At 49.4% G+C, this 18481-nt stretch carries 20 protein-coding genes and 1 riboswitch; of the genes, 7 read left to right on the top strand and 13 right to left on the bottom strand.

All coding sequences use genetic code 11. The annotated features are described in order from the left end of the window. Nucleotides 1-127: 127 nt before the first annotated feature. The 8 genes from BP97_RS0123875 to BP97_RS0123910 form a co-directional block, all read right to left on the bottom strand. Nucleotides 128-1330, bottom strand: coding sequence for a M20 family metallopeptidase (locus BP97_RS0123875; protein WP_028551384.1), 1203 nt, complete (start codon nucleotides 1328-1330; stop codon nucleotides 128-130). A gap of 287 nt (nucleotides 1331-1617) precedes the next feature. Then, nucleotides 1618-2583, bottom strand: coding sequence for an ABC transporter ATP-binding protein (locus BP97_RS0123880; RefSeq protein WP_028551385.1), 966 nt, complete (start codon nucleotides 2581-2583; stop codon nucleotides 1618-1620). Continuing rightward, the gene (locus tag BP97_RS0123885) at nucleotides 2564-3562 is read right to left on the bottom strand and encodes an ABC transporter ATP-binding protein (protein ID WP_028551386.1); all 999 of its coding nucleotides are present in this window, start codon (nucleotides 3560-3562) and stop codon (nucleotides 2564-2566) included. The genes BP97_RS0123880 and BP97_RS0123885 overlap by 20 nt, the downstream gene beginning before the upstream one ends. 42 nt (nucleotides 3563-3604) lie before the next feature. After that, on the bottom strand, nucleotides 3605-4507 hold the full coding sequence (gene nikC / locus BP97_RS0123890) for a nickel transporter permease (protein WP_028551387.1): 903 nt from the start codon (nucleotides 4505-4507) through the stop codon (nucleotides 3605-3607). Nucleotides 4508-4646: 139 nt separating this feature from the next. After that, the gene (gene nikB / locus BP97_RS0123895) at nucleotides 4647-5567 is read right to left on the bottom strand and encodes a nickel ABC transporter permease (RefSeq protein ID WP_028551388.1); all 921 of its coding nucleotides are present in this window, start codon (nucleotides 5565-5567) and stop codon (nucleotides 4647-4649) included. 142 nt (nucleotides 5568-5709) lie between these two features. Beyond that, nucleotides 5710-7254 carry a glutathione ABC transporter substrate-binding protein gene (locus tag BP97_RS0123900; RefSeq protein ID WP_028551389.1) on the bottom strand — a complete coding sequence of 515 codons (1545 nt, stop codon included), beginning with the start codon at nucleotides 7252-7254 and terminating at the stop codon, nucleotides 5710-5712. 283 nt (nucleotides 7255-7537) lie between these two features. Next, entirely contained in the window at nucleotides 7538-7858 is a 321-nt protein-coding gene (locus BP97_RS0123905) for a hypothetical protein (protein ID WP_028551390.1), read from the bottom strand. 15 nt (nucleotides 7859-7873) lie between these two features. Continuing rightward, nucleotides 7874-8905 (bottom strand): LLM class flavin-dependent oxidoreductase, encoded by a 1032-nt coding sequence (locus BP97_RS0123910; RefSeq protein ID WP_028551391.1) that lies wholly within the window; start codon nucleotides 8903-8905, stop codon nucleotides 7874-7876. Nucleotides 8906-9079: 174 nt separating this feature from the next. Here BP97_RS0123910 and BP97_RS0123915 point away from each other — a divergent pair, with 174 nt between their 5' ends. Continuing rightward, a complete protein-coding gene (locus BP97_RS0123915) occupies nucleotides 9080-9637 on the top strand; it encodes a GNAT family N-acetyltransferase (RefSeq protein ID WP_028551392.1) in 558 nt (185 codons plus the stop codon). Nucleotides 9638-9694: 57 nt separating this feature from the next. On the opposite strand, the gene BP97_RS0123920 is transcribed toward BP97_RS0123915, so the two are convergent. Both BP97_RS0123920 and BP97_RS0123925 read right to left on the bottom strand, forming a co-directional pair. Then, nucleotides 9695-10006 carry a hypothetical protein gene (locus BP97_RS0123920; RefSeq protein ID WP_028551393.1) on the bottom strand — a complete coding sequence of 104 codons (312 nt, stop codon included), beginning with the start codon at nucleotides 10004-10006 and terminating at the stop codon, nucleotides 9695-9697. 33 nt (nucleotides 10007-10039) lie between these two features. Continuing rightward, nucleotides 10040-10465: an Rrf2 family transcriptional regulator gene (locus tag BP97_RS0123925; protein ID WP_028551394.1), complete on the bottom strand. Its 426-nt coding sequence runs from the start codon at nucleotides 10463-10465 to the stop codon at nucleotides 10040-10042. A gap of 302 nt (nucleotides 10466-10767) precedes the next feature. Between BP97_RS0123925 and BP97_RS0123930 the strand changes: the two genes are divergently transcribed. The 4 genes from BP97_RS0123930 to BP97_RS0123950 all read left to right on the top strand — a co-directional run bounded on the left by BP97_RS0123930 (nucleotide 10768) and on the right by BP97_RS0123950 (nucleotide 15793). Beyond that, nucleotides 10768-11217, top strand: coding sequence for a MarR family winged helix-turn-helix transcriptional regulator (locus BP97_RS0123930; protein ID WP_028551395.1), 450 nt, complete (start codon nucleotides 10768-10770; stop codon nucleotides 11215-11217). Between the two features lie 29 nt (nucleotides 11218-11246). Then, nucleotides 11247-13013: an ABC transporter ATP-binding protein gene (locus BP97_RS0123935; protein WP_028551396.1), complete on the top strand. Its 1767-nt coding sequence runs from the start codon at nucleotides 11247-11249 to the stop codon at nucleotides 13011-13013. Continuing rightward, a complete protein-coding gene (locus tag BP97_RS0123940) occupies nucleotides 13006-14880 on the top strand; it encodes an ABC transporter ATP-binding protein (RefSeq protein WP_028551397.1) in 1875 nt (624 codons plus the stop codon). Before BP97_RS0123935 ends, BP97_RS0123940 begins: the two co-directional genes overlap by 8 nt. Nucleotides 14881-15017: 137 nt before the next feature. Beyond that, nucleotides 15018-15186: riboswitch (cyclic di-AMP (ydaO/yuaA leader) on the top strand. A gap of 139 nt (nucleotides 15187-15325) precedes the next feature. Further along, nucleotides 15326-15793 carry a hypothetical protein gene (locus BP97_RS0123950; protein WP_028551399.1) on the top strand — a complete coding sequence of 156 codons (468 nt, stop codon included), beginning with the start codon at nucleotides 15326-15328 and terminating at the stop codon, nucleotides 15791-15793. An 83-nt stretch (nucleotides 15794-15876) separates the two neighbouring features. On the opposite strand, the gene BP97_RS0123955 is transcribed toward BP97_RS0123950, so the two are convergent. From BP97_RS0123955 to BP97_RS37245, 3 genes are read right to left on the bottom strand one after another with little or no spacing between them, the layout of a single operon-like run. Beyond that, a complete protein-coding gene (locus BP97_RS0123955) occupies nucleotides 15877-16458 on the bottom strand; it encodes a hypothetical protein (protein WP_028551400.1) in 582 nt (193 codons plus the stop codon). Between the two features lie 19 nt (nucleotides 16459-16477). Continuing rightward, nucleotides 16478-16801, bottom strand: a complete 324-nt coding sequence (locus BP97_RS37240) for a hypothetical protein (RefSeq protein ID WP_036746428.1) — start codon at nucleotides 16799-16801, stop codon at nucleotides 16478-16480. A gap of 4 nt (nucleotides 16802-16805) precedes the next feature. After that, nucleotides 16806-17009, bottom strand: coding sequence for a hypothetical protein (locus tag BP97_RS37245; RefSeq protein ID WP_036746429.1), 204 nt, complete (start codon nucleotides 17007-17009; stop codon nucleotides 16806-16808). Nucleotides 17010-17303: 294 nt separating this feature from the next. On the opposite strand from BP97_RS37245, the gene BP97_RS0123965 reads away from it, so the two are divergent. Further along, a complete protein-coding gene (locus BP97_RS0123965; protein ID WP_028551401.1) occupies nucleotides 17304-17963 on the top strand; it encodes a DUF6385 domain-containing protein in 660 nt (219 codons plus the stop codon). Nucleotides 17964-17986: 23 nt separating this feature from the next. Beyond that, on the top strand, nucleotides 17987-18481 hold a 495-nt coding region (locus BP97_RS0123970; RefSeq protein WP_028551402.1), incomplete at its 3' end, for a hypothetical protein.

Genomic DNA, 18481 nt, shown 5'->3' on the forward strand with positions numbered 1-18481 from the left:
CGTTTAACGCGGTTTTTCAGCGTTAATCAAACGCTTAAGCCCGACACAAGCCCATAAACCCCAATAACAAACAAGAAGACCGAAGGAACGCTGCCACAAGCCGTTCCTTCGGTCTTCTTTTGCAACTCTAGCTGGAAGCCGCAACCCGGCTGCCCGCTGTTTCTTTATTTCTCGCAAACTCGTCCTTCACCTGTCTCAACAGCTCAGGCTGTGTGATCAGGTCATAAGCGGTTGCGGCAACGGTTTTCGCTGCCGTGACGATAGCCGCATGGCCCTCCGGGCTCGTGCCGGCTTGGACCCATTCCTTCGTATGGCTCGACGTCCCGAATGGTACGAACCATACTCGTACGCAGGCTCCTGGGACTCGATACGTCACGGTGCTGAAATCCGTCGATCCCGTATTGATACGAGGCGGCGTGATGTTACTCGCTCCTGCCTCCGCTGCGTTGTCCAGCATGATCCGGTTCAAGCTGTCGACGTTAATCTTGTTATCGAGCAGCTTGAGCTCGTTGATCGTCAGCTCGGCTCCGGTCGCCAGTGCCGCTCCGCGGGCCACATTGTACACCCGTTCGACCACGGTGTCGAGATAAGGACGATCCGCAGCGCGGATGTAGAACTGCGCCGTTGCCCGGTCCGGCACTACGTTCGCCGCCTTGCCCCCATCGGTGATAACGCCGTGGATGCGTACATCGGAACGTACATGCTCACGCAAATATTCGATGCCGTTGAACGTCATCAGTACCGCATCCAGGGCACTAATGCCCTGCTCAGGCGCTACGGCGGCATGAGCCGATTTGCCTTGGAATATGAAGTCCACCATATTCAATGCCAGCGATTTGCCGTCTACTGTCGTGCGGTCGCCTCCGTGCATCATCAAGGCGACATCCAGGTCGTCGAAAAGCCCTTCTTTCGCCATGGGAAGCTTGGCGCTGGTCGTTTCCTCCGCCGGGGTGCCGTAGACCCTAATGGTCGCAGGCGCATCGCCCAAATGCTTTGACAGTGCTACAGCAGCTCCTACAATAGACGGTCCCTGAAGATTATGTCCACAGGCGTGACCCAGGCCTTCCAGCGCATCATATTCGCACAGCAGGCCGATAATCGGGCCTCCCGGTTTATTTTCATAGGTTGCGATAAATGCTGTTGCCAGACCGAGAATAGGGGTTTCAATAGTGAATCCGTTCTCCTTCAAGGTGCGGATTAACAGCTCCGACGCCTTAAATTCCACGTTCCCCAGCTCAGGGTTATCATGTATGAAATCATTCATCGAAATCATTGTTTCACGAAAAGATTCGACCTCTTCATAAAGGGCTTGCTTTCCTGTTTGCGCCATGCTCTCTACCTCCTGCATTTCTACCCTGTATAGCCTTGTATAGCTTCGTATTACCGGTAGAGGTGTTTAGTTTGCAGCCAATGCTGAATCACATAGGCCGCTTCGACATTATTGTCATCCATCATAATATGGGAGTAGCCTATAAATGCCGAGCTTCATCCATTCAATAACCTGTAAGGAACGCAGCTTGGGTCGATATTTCACCAACATGTGATGTTTCGACCGCCGAAGTGAATGAACCCCTTTTCCAAGATGCATCACGAGCTTCCCTTACGCCCCAAACCCAATTATTTATATAAATGACATGCGACATAGTGGCCGTCTATATTATGCATTGCAGGTCGCTCCGTACGGCAAATGTCCATGCATGCGCTGCATCTTGGATGGAATGTGCAGCCCTGTGGCGGATTAGCCGGGCTTGGCACATCGCCCTGCAGCACGATTCGCTCCCGTTTCTCTAACGGGTTAGAGCTTGGTACCGCGGACAGAAGCGCCTGTGTGTACGGATGCAGCGGATTGGCGTACAGCTCATTTTTATCCGCAAGCTCCACCATTCTACCCAAATACATGACGCCTACCCGGTCGCTGATATGCTTCACTACACTCAAATCATGGGCGATGAACAGGTACGTCAGTTGGAACTGCTCCTGCAAATCCTGCATCAGGTTAATAACCTGCGATTGGATCGATACGTCAAGCGCAGATACCGGCTCATCGGCCACAATCAGCTTCGGATTAAGGGCCAAGGCCCGGGCTATCCCGATCCGCTGACGCTGCCCACCGCTGAATTCATGCGCGTAGCGCTTAGCATGGTAACTGTTTAACCCGACTACATTCAACAGCTCGTCGATCCGCTTTTCTTTTTCCCTGCCTTGGTACAACTGATGAATCTCCAATGGCTCAGCAATAATATCGCCTACGGTGAGCCGGGGATCGAGCGATGCGTAAGGATCTTGGAAAATAATTTGCAGGTCTCGGCGATGCTTACGAAGCTCGCTAGGTTTCATCCCGACCAGATTCGTTCCTTCATATATCACTTCTCCAGAGGTTGGCTCCAGCAGTTGGAGCAAGGTTCTGCCTGTAGTCGACTTGCCGCAGCCGCTCTCACCCACAAGGCCGAGCGTCTCGCCTTTATACAGGGTAAAGCTGACACCGTCAACGGCTTTGACTTGATTTACGGTCCGGCCCAGCAGCCCTTTTTTGATCGGAAAATATTTCGTGAGGTTCTTAACCTCAATGAGCGGCTTTTTCATGTGCAGCTCCCTCCTCACCGGACTGATAGAGCCAGCAGCGGCTGAAATGCCCCTCTTCGACCTGAATCAGCTCAGGTACGCTAACCTTGCATTGCTCTGTAACAAAATCGCACCGTGGAGCAAACGTACAGCCGCCGCGCAAGCTGCCAGGAATCGGCACGTTGCCGCGAATGGAATACAATCGCTTCTCTTCAGAATCCAGACGCGGTACGGATTTCATCAAGCCCTGCGTATACGGATGCAGCGGCTTGGTGAATAAGGTAACGACATCCGCTTCCTCCACCACTTTGCCTGCATACATAACAATGACTCTATCGCACATCTCGGCTACGACACCCAAGTCATGGGTAATCATCATAATGGCCGTGTTATGCTTGGCCTTCAGATCGCGCATCAGATCAAGAATTTGCGCCTGTATCGTCACGTCCAGCGCCGTTGTCGGTTCATCGGCAATAAGCAGCTTAGGGTTGCACGCCATCGCCATGGCGATCATCACACGCTGCCTCATACCGCCGGACAACTGATGCGGGTATTCGTCCACGATCTGCTCCGGACGCGGAATGCCTACCAGCTTGAGCATCTCAACTGCTCTTGCTTTGGCTGCCTTGCGGTCGAGCTTTTGATGAATTTCCACCGCTTCGCCGATCTGTTGACCCACCGTAAACACCGGATTGAGCGACGTCATCGGCTCCTGAAAAATCATCGCCATCTCATTGCCGCGAATCTCACGCATTTGCTGATCGTTCATGGCCAGCAAATCTTTGCCGTCAAAGGTAATGGAGCCTTCGACGATTTTTCCGGGAGTCAATCGCATCGCTGTAAGCGAGGTCACGCTTTTGCCGCAGCCCGATTCTCCGACGATACCAACCGTTTCACCTTCATGTACCGTTATATCAACCCCGTCTACCGCGGGAACGACGCCTTCTTCGGTGTAAAAATAAGTTTTGAGCCCTTTAATTTCAAACAATGTGCTCTTCAATGCTCTCCCTCCCCGTTTGCGGATGCAGGTCTTTGTATTTCATTACAGCTTCATCTTCGGATCCAGCGCATCACGCAGGCCGTCTCCCAGCATGTTAAACCCAAGCACCATGAACATGATCGCTAACCCGGGCACGGTGCTGACGTGCGGTGCGGTACGCAAATACTCTCTTCCCGAGCTGAGCATAGCGCCCCATTCAGGTGTCGGAGGCTGTGCGCCCATTCCCAGAAAGCTCAGTCCCGATGCGGTCAAAATCGCCGTAGCCATCCGCAGCGTGGACAACACGATAATCGGTGCGATACTGTTCGGTATAATGTGTTTGAAAATGATGCGGGCGTTCGTCCCGCCCATTGCTTTGGTGGCTTCTACAAATTCCTTGTGCTTTATGGAGATAACGGCACTTCGGGAAATACGGGCAAAGGTCGGGACGGAGAATATCCCGATCGCGATCATCACGTTCACCATGCCCGGCCCGAGCACGCTGACAATGGCAAGAGCCAACAGGAAGCTTGGAAACGCCATGAAAATATCCATAATCCTCATGATCGCCGAGTCCAGCCAGCCACCGAAATAACCAGCGATCGTACCTAGTGCTACGCCGAAAATAACAGCGATGAACACCCCAACGATCCCGATCATCAACGAGATTTGCGCTCCATAAATAATGCGGGACAACAAATCCCGGCCAAATTCGTCGGTGCCAAACCAATGATGAGCGTTTGGACTTTCCAGCATCACCTGCATATCTTGTTTAAAAGGATCGTAAGGGGCTATCCATGGCGCAAACAAGGCGACCACGATAAAAATAACCACCATGCCAAGCCCGACTAAAGCCCGTTTATTTTTCTTAAACCGACCGAGCATCATTTTCCACGGAGAACGATACGTGTAGGACGCTTCCGGCGCTTTTTCTTCTAACGTTTGAATCGCAGCTTTTGCCTGCATCTGATTAGGCTCCTTTCTAAGAAGTCTGTTTGTAGAGGATGTTTTAAAAACTCACTTTACTAGGAAGTTATGAACCGAATTGCAGTTGGGAGCTCGACTTGAAATCACGCATTCAAGCGAGTTTTTAAAACCTTCTCGTTTACTCGTATTTCACTCTAGGATCAATAAGTCCGTAGGACAGGTCGACAATCAAGTTCACGATAACGAAAATCGCTGCAACGAACAGAACACTGCCCTGGATGGCAGGATAATCACGGAATTGGATTGATTGGATAATAAACCGTCCGAGGCCATTCATCGAGAACACCGTTTCCGTTAACACCGCTCCGCCCAGCAAATGGCCAAATTCCAAACCGACAATTGTAACGACAGGAATCAACGCATTTTTCAGAGCATGCTTATAAATAACAAATTTCTCCTTAACCCCTTTGGCGCGAGCCGTGCGGACAAAGTCTTGATTAATGACTTCCAGCATGCTTGAACGGGTCAAACGAGCCAGAATGGCCGAAGACGATAAACCAAGCGCGAGGGCAGGAAGGATGAAATATTTGAAGCTGTCGTTACCTCCGGACGGAAGCCAGTGTAAATAATAGGAAAATATTAAGATCAGCATAATACCCAGCCAAAACACCGGCATCGAAATCCCAAAAAGCGAGATCATCATCGTCGTGTTATCTACTGTGCTGTTAGGCTTGGTAGCAGAGACGATTCCCGCGAATAATCCAATGACCACCATAATAACAACAGCCATAACCGTCAGCATGATGGTTGTAGGAAACCGTGTCATAATTTCCTCCAGGACGGGACGACTGGAGCGAAGCGACGTACCCAAATCTCCTTTGAGCAGGTTGCCCACATAGGAGCCATACTGCACATACAAAGGCTGATCCAATCCAAGACGCTCGCGAATTACCTGCACATCCTCTTCCGAGGCTTCGTGACCGGCTATCATTTGGGCCGGGTCCCCTGGGACTGCATGGATCAGAATGAAAGCGATGATTGATACGCCAATAAGCGTCGGTATCATTTGCAGCACACGTTTGACAATATAACTAACCACTTGGCGCCTCCTGACTAAGATAACCCCACAAAGTGATGCCTTGGCTTCGTTGCTAATTCAGCTACTTTGCGGGGAGCCCCGAAATTTTTACTTTCTATTATGTTTAGAAAGGGGATGGACGCGCCATCCCCAGCCTTGTTTCTTATTTTTTTACAGCGTGACGCAAATCGACCAACTCAGTATTCAGGCTCACTACGCCTTCGACGTTTTTACGTACGCCGACCGGCTGTTTCATTTCCATCAAGAAAATCCATGGAGCTTGCTCTTTGATGTTTTTCAATGCATCGGCATATATTTTTTTGCGCTCGTCAGCATTGACGGTTTTCATTCCTTTATCCAACAGCTCATCGATCTTAGGATCGGACAACAGCGTGTAGTTGTTAGCACCTTTAGTTTGGAACAATGGTCTTAAGCCTGCATCCGCATCATTGCTCGGTACGGCCCAGCTCACTAGGAACAGGTCGAAGCCCGATTTCGGATCACGGTAAGCTTGGGTATAAGCGCCCCATTCCCATTTGCGGAATTCCACTTTAAAGCCGATAGCTTCCAGGTTCGCTTGAACGAACTCGGCAATTTGACGGTCCATCAAGTAGCGGCCCTCCGGAGTCCACAGCTTGATGGTCGTGCCCGGCTGAACGCCAGCTTCCGCCAACAGCTTTTTCGCTTTTTCCGGATCGTACGGATAAGCCCCTGCTGGGGAGTAACCCCAAGTCAGCTCAGAGATCGCAGCTTGCGACACTTGCGCTTGACCTAGCAAAATTTTCTTAACGATCGTTTCTTTATCGACGGCATAGTTAAGCGCTTGACGTACTTTTACATCTTGGAACGGCGCTTTTTGCGTATTCATACCGATATACAGATTCCGGTTGCTCGGGTATACGGTTACATTGACTTTATCGTTGCCTTTAAGACGCTCGATATCGGTCGCAGGTACAGGTGCGATAACATCGGCTTCGCCGGTTTCCAACATCAAAGCACGCGCAGCGTTTTCTTTAATTGGCTTGATCGTTATGGATTTCAGCTTCGGCTTCTCGCCCCAATATTCGTTATTCGGTACCAGCACCAGCTTGTCGCCGGATACCCACTCTTTCAATTGGTATGGACCAGAGCCTACAGGCTGCTTGTTGAAGTTTTTGCCTTTTTCCTGCACACCTTTCATGCTTACGATCGCACCGGACGGATGCGCAAAGGTGGATAATGCAGGGGCGTAAGGGAATTTCAGCTGAAACGATACTTGATATTCGCTGTCCGCCGCTACTTTATCTACGAATTCGGCAAACAACGAATAGCGCGCTAGCTTGTTATCCTTGTTCAAAATACGCTCGAAGCTTGCTTTTACCGCTTCCGCATTGACCGGAGTTCCATCCTGGAACTTCGCGCCCTGCTGCAGCTTGAACGTCATTTTCTTACCGTCGTCCGACGTCGTCCATTCTTTAGCCAGCTGCGGCACCAGCTTCATGTCTTTATCAAAAGTAACCAGTTTATCATAAATTAACTCCGTAGCATCGTATGAGATGCCGTCTGTTGCATCCTGCGGATCCAGACTCACCGGCTCGGAACCTAGTGCAAGCACCAAATCTTTGGGTTCTGAGCTTCCTCCTGCCGCAGCCTGCTCGGTCTTCCCGCCGCTACAGGCGGATAAAATAAGCAGTAATGACGCCATGATGACTAAAGATACCTTCTTCATTAAACGAACTCCCCCTTTGTCTGTTCTAACCTGCTAGATACTGCTCTAATGCTCGCCATACCCTTTGATACAGCAAAAGATAGCGCTATCTTTTTGGTGCCTGTTGGGGTACATATGTCCTTGAGAGACGCTGTAACCTATTATCCTTGGGCTTTATTCTACCAGCGCATTCATCGTATTGTACAATTTATAAATTTTATTGTTATCTTCAAATAATTCTATGATGGGCGGTTTCGGTCACGACAAATAGGCAGAGTAGCCGCTCTGCCTTGGTGATTTGACGTCATTTGGGATGAAATAACCCTTGCTTCACAATAGCGTCTGCCAGCTCTGCGTCTTTCATGTTGATATCCATATCCGGGATCTTGACGACAAAACGGCGTTTGTCCGCATCATAGCATACCCCTCCAACCGGATAAATCTCATATAGAGGCATTTGATTGGAGGGTATTTTTTTCATTTGCTGAATGACAGAGAATACCTCACCCCAGAAGGGCAAATCGGCATCTTGGCTGCATTCGAAAATCGTTTGCTTCAATTGTTCTCGGAGTTCTTCTTTGATGACTGACAATAGCATCTCTTCTTTCCGGCTTTGTAGATTCATGCGGCCACATCCTATTCAGAGGCGGGGCTGAAGGTCAAAAGCTTCTGCAAGAAGCCGGTACGACCGCAGCCTGGCTTCAAAATCGTAGGTGATCGTCACGATCATTAGCTCTTCAGACCGATACTGCTCGGCCAAAAGCAGCAGCTTCGCCTTCACCTGTTCCGGCGTACCTACAATCATCCGCTTCCGATTATCCTCGATCCGGTTCAGATCATAGGGAGTATACGGATAACGCTGCGCTTTTTCGACGGATGGCGTTCCAATCACGGAGCTGCGCCCTTTCTCAAACAACAGCAGCCTTAAATCCAGGCTGGAAGCCGTCTTGTTGGCTTCCTCTTCCGTTTCCGCACAAATGACGAAAACCGCCAACAGCGATTTTGGCTTATCTCCGAGCACGGACGGTTGAAACTGCCGCTGGTAGCCCCGCATCTCATCGGCTCCGCCGTAGCCGTTAATAAATTGCGCGAAAGCGAACCCAGCTCCATATTGGGCCGCCAATCGGGCGCTCTCTCCACTCGAGCCGAGAAGCCACAGCTCGGGGGACGTGTCCACAACCGGCGTAGCCCGCAAGCCCGCGTATGCATGTGTGTCCGGAAGCGAATCGTGAAGATAGTCGATCAGATCCTTAATTTGCTCCGGATATTTGTCCAATGCAGAAGCCTTGCCTTCCTGCAGCGCTCTGGTGGACAGAGGCATGCCCCCGGGCGCACGCCCGATTCCAAGATCAATGCGACCGGGATATAACGCTTCCAACAGGCGGAAATTTTCCGCTACCTTGTAGGCACTATAGTGTGGCAGCATGACCCCGCCCGAGCCTATACGCATCGTTGAGGTCCGGGCCGCCAAATGGCTGATGAGCACTTCGGGGCTAGAGCCAGCCAGGCTCATCGTAAAATGATGCTCCGATACCCAAAACCTGTAATACCCAAGCTTCTCAGTCTCCTGTGCCAGCCTCACCGTGAGAGCCAAGGCTTCGGAAGCGCTGCTGCCTTCCGCAATGGGGGACTGGTCCAATACGCTTAACCGCACTAATTTCCCTCCTTCGATAGTAAGCTAGTCTGTTAACAGGCAATTCTTCGCTTAAACTGCATGTAGCTTTGCCTTCATTTCCGATATTTTCTTTTATAGTATACAATAAAAGTAGCCTTTAAAAGGTGGATTAAGAAGCTATATTTCTATGGGATATTCTTACAAACTACATAACAAACCGGAGGCATGAAAATGATACGACTCGCTCAACCGGCAGACGCTCCTGCAGCCGTAAAACTAATATACCAGGCCATTAAGGACATAGGATTTCAATTAACAGGAGCAGAAACAGAACAAGAAGTGCTGGAACGATTAACGCGATTTTTTCAAACGGAAGGGAACCGGTTTAGCTACACCAACCTTTTGGTTAAAGTTGTGGACAGTGAAGTCGCCGGTATGATTTTGTGCTACCACGGCTCGCAAGCAGAAGAGATAGACAGCCCGATACTCGAGCAGCTGCGCCTCATTAAGAAGGATCCGGGCTTGACTCTCGATAAGGAAGCGGATGATGATGAATATTACATCGACGCACTTGCTGTATTCCCCGAATGGGGAGGCCGCGGGTTCGGGACAGAGCTGATCCACGCGGCAGAAGAGCATGGACGGCAGCTCGGCTACGATAAGATCGCCTTGAATGTCGAGCAGTATAACGAGAAAGCTTGCGCATTATATAAGAAGCTGGGGTATGCTGCAGACAAAGAAACAGAGATTAACAAGCATACTTATTTTCATATGATCAAGAAGCTTTAAGCGATTTGCATAGTCACACACGTACATTCTGCACACGCTGTTTAACCCGGTCCCCTATTAGTGGGATCGGGTTTTCTTTTGTTGCATATGAAGCATGACAGCACTTAATAGGAGAAGAAAGGGGGCTGCTCCGACGAACCTATATTCACTGGAGCTTAGTAACATTAATAGAGGTGAAGCAAGCAGAAATGCGATGTACAAAAAAATCGGCGTCATAGCCAATGCCCCGATGAGACCTGCAACGATACATGGAACAAGAATAGGGATCAATAGTCCGTTCCCTTCTTTATTCATAGGCAATAAACTGATGACCGCTAGTATACCTGCTACAACAAAACATAACCGACTAAGGTGATGAAGATTCTTCATTTACCCTCCATGATATAGGTAGCCTCCGGCTTCCTACGGTTTTTCTGTCATCTGATGCACGATTTGCATTAAGGTTACTTTACTCAGCTCATCCTCCATCGCCTTTTGCGCTTGCGAGAACGTGGTCTCCAGAGCTCCTTGAATATTGCGGCCCACCGCACATTGAGGATTCGGATTCTCATGCACCGAGAACAACTCCTCCTGATGGTCGGCTTGAACGGCGCGATACACTTCCAGCAAAGTAATCTGATCCATCGGCCGAGCTAACACCGCACCAGCAACACCCGGATTAGTAATAACAAGCCCTGCCTTATTCAGCATACTCATAATTCGCCTAATAACTACGGGATTCGTATTCACGCTGCCGGCAATAAAGTCGGATGTGTTCCGTCCTTCTTTGTTGATTTCCAGTAAAGATAATATGTGTATGGCAACAGCAAATCGGCTGCTTATGGTCATTAGGACTCACCTCTTCTATGCTTCACTATCACAACAAGGGCTTCAAACCCCTGGTAGCTTTATTTTATCATATGTTTCGTCTTTCTTTAACCTGTAATTATTGTAGTTACATTTATAATTCACCTAAATCTTCTACTATATTCAAAATGGGCTATCGCCGAATCTCCCTTATATTACATGACGAGCTTTGAACTGCAATAGTTTGCAGCCAATCCATATTAAGCATATTTTCAGTTGACGCGCTTCTTCCACTGTTTTACAATTTATATTAGTCGCCTAAATAATAAAAAGGAGGGTTCGCCTTGCATCCCCACCCGTCTGAATCTCTCACTCATATGATGTCCCACGTGATGAGGCTGCATCGCCACACCTTGCATCTACTGCTTCAGGAGCAAGGGATCGAAGTGTACCCAGGGCAACCTCCCCTTCTGTTTCGTCTATCGGAAGAAGACGGACAAAGCCAGAAGGAACTTGCCAAGAAGCTGCGGATCCAACCTGCGACCCTGACTGTTATGCTGACTCGCATGGAAAAGACCGGGCTTGTGCAGCGCAGGCCGGATGATCGGGACCAGCGCATCTCCAGAGTGTTTCTTACAGAAGAAGGAAGGCAAGCCATCCAAGCGGTTAAAGATACGATGCAGTCCTTAGAGGTCTGCTCGTTTGAGGATTTCACCCCGGAAGAGAAGCTTCTGCTCCGCCGCTTTCTGCTGCATATGCAGGATAACTTAAAAAAACTGGAGAAAAACGTTTAGTCGACAAAACAATAGCGAGGTGCAACTTTGTGTGGAAATTATTTCGGTTTTTAAAGCCTTACTGGAAGTCAGCCTTATTAGCCCCCCTCTTAATGCTCGTTGAGGTGTACATGGATTTGCTCCAGCCGAAGCTTATGGCGAGCATCGTGAATGAAGGCGTCCTGCAGAAGGATTTGCTCCACATTCAAAAAACGGGGGCTCTAATGATCGGCTTCACCCTGATCGGTCTGATCGGTGGACTTGGGTGTACGCTCTTTTCAAGCCTTGCTTCCCAGAATTTCGGCGCCGATGTGCGCAATGAGCTGTTTCAAAAAGTGCAATCGTTTTCTTTTCGCAATCTGGATCAGTTTAAAGCCGGCTCGCTCGTGACTCGGTTAACGAACGATGTGGTGCAAATGCAAAATCTGGTGCAGATGACACTGCGAATTTTGGTAAGGGCTCCGTTCCTGGCTATCGGCAGCTTGATCATGGCCGTTACGATCAGCTACCGCTTGGCTGCCATTTTGGCCGTCGTCATTCCCGTTCTATTCCTAGTACTGTATCTGCTGATTCGCTTCGCCTTCCCTCTGTTCTCCAAGGTACAAAGCAAGCTCGATTCCGTGAACAACGTACTGCAGGAGAATCTCGCAGGTATTCGCGTTGTCAAGGCGTTCGTCCGTTCCGATTATGAGAACAAGCGCTTCCGCACCGCCAACAATGATTACACTGAGATTGCTATGAAAGCTACCCGCATCGTGGCGTTGAATATGCCCGTTATGACCTTGATCTTGAACGCAAGCATCGTTGCGGTTCTCTGGTACGGGGGGAATCTCACCTGGGAAGGCTCTCTTCCAGTCGGCGATTTAATCGCCTTTGTCAACTATGTGACGCAGGTGTTGTTCTCACTGCTTATGGTAGGGATGATGCTGATGTTCGTTTCACGGGCCAAAGCGTCCGCAGACCGCATTAACGAAGTGATGGAGGTTCAATCTGAAATCACGGAAGACGGTCATGCCGTAAGCCGTTCCGTACGGGCGGGCGAGGTTACATTCGAACATGTGTCCTTCGCTTACAATGGTGAGGAGTCCACTCATATGGATTCCATTTCCGAGCAGAGGGATCTGGTGCTCAAGGACATTCACTTTACGGCTGAACCGGGACAGACCGTGGCAATTCTTGGTGCGACTGGGTCCGGCAAATCGACGCTGGTGAACCTGATCCCCCGGTTGTACGATACAACAAAGGGCAATGTGCTAATTGACGGCATCGACATTCGCCAGATGTCGCTCGATCATCTTCGCAACCAAGTCGGTATGGTGCTGCAGCAGGCCATTCTATTCACCGGGACGATCCGCGACAACATTCGTTTTGGTAAACCTGATGCTTCGCAAGAGGAAGTCGAGGAGGCAGCCAAAGCGGCCCAGGCACACGATTTTATTATGAGTATGCCAGAAGGGTATGACACCGAGCTCGGTCAAAGAGGGGTCAATCTGTCAGGCGGACAAAAGCAGCGGATTTCCATCGCACGGGCCTTGTTGGTTCGACCGGCCGTTCTGATTCTGGACGATAGTACCAGTGCGGTTGACCTCGGTACCGAATCCCGCATTCAAGCGGCAATCAAATCACTGATGCGGGAGAGCACCTGCTTCGTCATTGCTCAACGCATTTCATCTGTACTCGATGCGGATAAAATTCTCGTGCTCGATGAAGGACGTATTGTTGCCGAGGGTACCCATCAAGAACTGATCCAGACCAGTCCCGAATATCAGGACATCTATAACTCCCAAATAGGAAAGGGGGCCGTTGCGCATGGCTGAACCTAATCGCAGCGAGCAGCATGAACGTAATAACGGCGGGATGAGACCTATGGGCCCTCCTATGGGCATGGGGGGTCCTATGGGCGGTGGCCCGGGCGGACCGAGGGGAATGATGGCCAAGGTACGCCCCAAAAACACCAGGGCTACCCTGAAAAGAATGTGGCAATATTTGAGTCGACAGCGCGCAGGGTTAATCTCTGTATTTATACTAACTGCACTCAGCTCCGGCTTGGCGTTAATAGGCCCTTATTTGATCGGCTTATCGATCGACGAATATATTATTCCGCGCAATTACAGCGGCCTTATATGGTTGTGTATGGCTCTTCTTGGAGCCTACGTATTCAGTGCCATTATGTCCTGGATTCAGGCTTATGTCATGACAGGAGTATCCCAACGCACAGTGCGGGAAATGCGGGAAGATATGTTTAGTCGAATTCAGAAGCTGCCGCTCCAGTTTTTTGATAGCAAAACCCACGGGGAGCTTATGAGCCGAACCACCAACGATATAGAGAACGTGTCCAACACGCTAAACCAGAGTGTGACACAGCTCATTTCAAGTGTCATCACTGTCATCGGTGCCTTGCTTTTTATGTTAAAGCTGAATATTTGGCTTACTCTGCTTAGCCTGATCACCATTCCTCTGGTCATGCTCATTACCGGTAAAATTTCCAAGTATACCCGTAACCATTTTTCCGGGCAGCAAAAATATCTTGGTGAAATCAACGGGTTTATTGAGGAAACGATATCTGGGCAAAAGGTCGTTAAAGCGTTTCGCCGGGAAGAAAAGGCGATCCAGGATTTTAACGTTATCAATGCGAAGCTTCGGAACGCAGGTTCCAAGGCTCAAATTTTTAGCGGGATGATCGGACCTGTTATGAACGTACTCAACAACATCAGCTTCGCTTTGTTAGCTGCGGTAGGCGGATGGATGGCACTGAACGATATGACGACGATCGGGATTATCGTGAGCTTCCTGAACTATTCCAAGCAGTTCGGCAGACCGATTAACGAATTGGCTAACCAATTCAACATGATTCAATCCGGTGTGGCCGGCGCCGAGCGTGTATTTGAAATTATGGATACCAAGACGGAATACGAAGAACGGTCGAGCCGCAAGGAGCTGAAGCATGTCAAAGGCGAGGTCATCCTGAACGATGTATCTTTCCGCTATAAGGAAGATGTGCCTGTCCTTAAGCATGTGTCGCTAACCGCCAAGCCAGGGGACACGGTAGCCCTCGTAGGCCCCACCGGAGCAGGTAAAACAACGATCATTAATCTGCTGACCCGCTTCTATGACATTCAGGAAGGTACCATTACGATAGACGGGGAAACGATACGCAGTTTCGACAAAGATCAGCTGCGCCAACAGCTCGGTATCGTCCTTCAGGATGCGTACCTGTTCTCCGACACGATTCGTGAGAACATTCGTTATGGGAAGCTGGATGCCACCAACGAAGAGATTGAATCGGCCGCCAAGCTGGCGAATGCAGATACCTTTATTCGTAAACTGCCGCAAGGCTATGACACTGTGCTATCAGCAGAAGGCAGCAACTTGAGTCAAGGACAGCGGCAGCTCATTACGATTGCTAGAGCCATTCTAGCTGACCCGGCGATTCTGATTCTTGACGAAGCAACCAGTAGTGTCGATACCCGTACTGAAATGCACATCCAAGAGGCGATGAACTCTCTTATGAAAGGCCGTACCAGTTTCGTGATTGCGCATCGGTTAAGTACGATCCGTGAGGCCGATCAAATTCTCGTCATCAACGGAGGAGAAATTATTGAACGGGGTACCCACCAGCAGTTACTGGATCAGAAGGGCTTCTATTGCGACCTGTACAACAGCCAATTTAAACGGGTAGGCTAACAATGAAAATCAAAGATAATGCGTCATGTTTCCGTTTTCACAACGGCTGCCTAGCCAAAATCGATTTTAAAACCATTTAGCCGCATTTTACTTTCAAAGCTCATCGGCGTATGATACGGATCAACAACCTCATACGCCTTACAAAATCGCTTAATTTCCGTTATGGAAAGCGGGGGAACCATTGAATTCATCTCTCCGGTCCAGTGGCCGGTAGGATGGTTCGCGGGGTGAATCCTGAAACCTTCAGGTAGGGCGCTCTCAAGCCCGAATCCGACAGCTAACCTCGTCTGCGTTTTGAGAGAATACCGCGTTTCGTGCTGCCATCTGACGGGTAATGACCCCCAATGGCTCGAGAAGCCCATGAGTAGAGTCTCTCTATTCGGGGCTTTTTTTAATAGTTAGACCGTATCTCTATTACTAGAACAAAAAGGAGTGTATTTCGTTTATGCCCTATCCTGCCGATACTGAAGTCGATCTGAGCAGCGCTCAAATCGTTAGTTCCCAAATCGTATCCATTGAACTGTTCCAGCTTGACCTGCTTGCATGTCAAACGATTCAAGGGCACGCCTCCATTCATGATGCCGCCTCCTGCCTGCTGAAAGTTTCGAGCACCGGAAAAAACGGCTGGGGAGTGTGTATGCTGCCTGCTGGAGAGCCAAGGTTTGATTTTATTAAGTGGGCTGCGGTGTTTGGCAAATTAAAAGGCGTTACGGTTCCCTCTGCCCTCCAACTCGTTCAGCAGCACCACACGGATTGGGGCACGGAACGATATACATTAGGCAAAGCAACACTGACTGACCTAGTCTCTCAATGTCAAAGAGGCTGCTGCCTCTCTCGGCAAAGCGAAGTATGTAACGGGCTCGAGCGCTCCTTTCTGATCGATCATTCCGATCGTTATTTTTCCTTTCTATAATCTACACTAACCTTAATTATAAAAAATAGAAGCACGACGAAGACATCGGATACTATTCCAGATGTCTTTTTAGTATTTTGTGATTAAGCCTCCCACCAGCTGATATTGGCGCTGGACGTGATGGTTAATCCAACGGATGAGCTGGACGATGTGACGCTTACCGTTATCGAATTGCCCGGCGGGACGATAATCGATCCGGTGTATTCTTGGGTTAGTCCCCCAGGTGCTAACTGCACCGCGTTAAATGTCGTGCCTCCAGTTGGGGCTGCGGTTGACGACTGAGCAGTCATAACACTGACGGCGCTGCTGTTGAAATTATTATTGGTAGGCGTCAGCGTAGTTGGAGAGCTCAGAGTGCCTCCCTTCTGAAAGCTGGCACTTCCGGACAGTGCGGACAACAAGGAAGAACCGCCGATACTGATACCGATTCGGGAAACATACACCGTTTTCCCGCTGCCTCCAGGATTGGTTACCTTGAGCGTAATGACCGCCGAAATGAGGCTAAGGACGACTAGTGCAGAAGCGGAGCCTGTGATTGAAAACAAGCTGCCGGCTCGGCTAGCTCCGTTTTCTGGCGGAGAGACGATGCCGGGGTCTGTATAAGTATTGGTTGAGTGAGTGAACACAGGATTATGGAAGGAATTAAACACATGGTTGTTCGGCATTAAGCTATCCCCTCCTCTCTTAGTACTCCCACCAGCTAACATTGGCGGATGCCGTTGCTGCGCCCGTTCCGACAGTTATCGTCAAAGCACTTCCGGGTGGTACGAGAATACTCCCTGTAAAAGAAATCATAAACGGCCCCGCAGGCAATATCAGGGTTACAAAGGGTACAGGACTTCCGGTGACCGTACCGGTTGCACTTCGTACCGTCATTACACTTGTATTGGCGCTGCCAAAATTAAGATTGAGCGGCGTTACGGTTGATCCGGTGACCGTACCATTCTTTAGGAGCGTAGCAGTCGCTCCAGCAATCGAAGCGCTCCCGGCAACACGGGAGATATACATCGTTCTACCACTGCCTTCCCGGATTGGACGCTTGGAGGATTAAATTTTGCCCGGCCGTAATACTTGACGAAAAGTTGGCTATATACAATACGCCCGCCATGCTGGCGCTACCTTCCGGAGAAGATTCGATACCCGGTGCTATATAAGGATTTACCTGTTGAGTAAAAAGCGGATTGTTCGTCTGGTCAAAAACATAATAGTTTGGCATAATTGCAGCCCCCCTGTCAGCCATCTTCTCCCTCATTCATCCCACACTTCTCTGATTCCACCAGAGTACGCATACTCCAACATATGCTTCCTTGTCCTAATGTTGATAGGAACTATGATGATCTTCATTACTTTAAAGCCTATCAGGTATTTGTCCAAGCAACGCGGTATTACTCTAAATATACTTATAGAGACGTCATTGCATTCGTAACCAGAAAATAGTTAGGCTCGTTTTTTCATGATTTAAGATTGGTCGGAAATGACACATTTTCGGGGGAGAGGGGGTGAGCATTCGATGTTAGCCCAAAAAACAGAGCTTCATGGCTGTAAGAAAAAAAAATCTGTCCCCAGGCTAAAGAAAACCCGCTGTTCTTCTAAAAAAAAATGCTGTAAAAAAGCGAAGTTGAGGCGCCACCGTTGTGTACCCAAAAAACGGCACTCTCGCTGTCACCGCAGTATAACCGTACGCAAGATTGAGAAACCGGTCACGGTGATTGCCGATCAATTGGATACTCGAGATTTATCAGCTAAAAAGGATAGCGTGCAAATTTTCGGGACGGACAGCACGCAAATTATCCCGATTCTCACAGACAAAGAGGGACGGATTATAGTAAGCTCCAACACTTCTAATATTGTGTTCGAAGAAGAATCCTACTTGAATTTGCAGGTTTCCAACCGATCTATGAATCTTCCTCCACAGGACACAACGACGAAGTTGGTCATGTCGTATGCGGTCATCAATCGCGGGACATCCCCTGTTGTGGTGCGCACGGAAATCAGTCCGAATTCTAGCGACTTCTCGCTGGATCAACAAGAGGTTGTTCGGCCAAATTCTGTACGGGTTTTCGTCCCTAATAGGTTCCTAAAATGGACGCGTTTATCCATTTCAACCGAACAAGGAACGGAACCCACGCAAGTCGATGTTTATTTTCAATCTCAAACCATTGGAAGTTAATCTATTTCTAAAGAGGTGATCACATGCCCAACTATACCGTATTCCAGAGCGATCCGGATAATCTGCGAACACTTATCTTCGGTAGAGACAATACGGCCACAGACCGTGTCATCTCTACTGATACAAGCGGCAATCTGACTCCGGTCATACTCGACGGTACCATCTCCAGCGTACTCGGTACTACCATCACTGCCGGTACCCTGACTTCAGCCGGAACTATCACCAATATTTTGAACGGTACCATTACCAGCGTGCTCGGCACTACCATCACTGCCGGTACCCTGACTTCCGCAGGAACCATCACTAACATTTTGAACGGTACCATAACTAGCGTGCTCGGCACTACTATTACTGCCGGTACCTTGAGCTCCGCAGGGACCATCACCAACATTCTGGATGGTACGATCACCAACGTACTGGGAGCTACCATCACTGCCGGTACCTTGAGCTCAGCCGGTACCATCACTAACATTCTGAACGGTACCATTACCAGCGTGCTCGGCACTACCATCACTGCC

Origin of the sequence: Paenibacillus sp. UNC451MF, from assembly GCF_000686845.1 — a bacterium.
In the GTDB taxonomy this organism is placed as follows: domain Bacteria; phylum Bacillota; class Bacilli; order Paenibacillales; family NBRC-103111; genus Paenibacillus_S.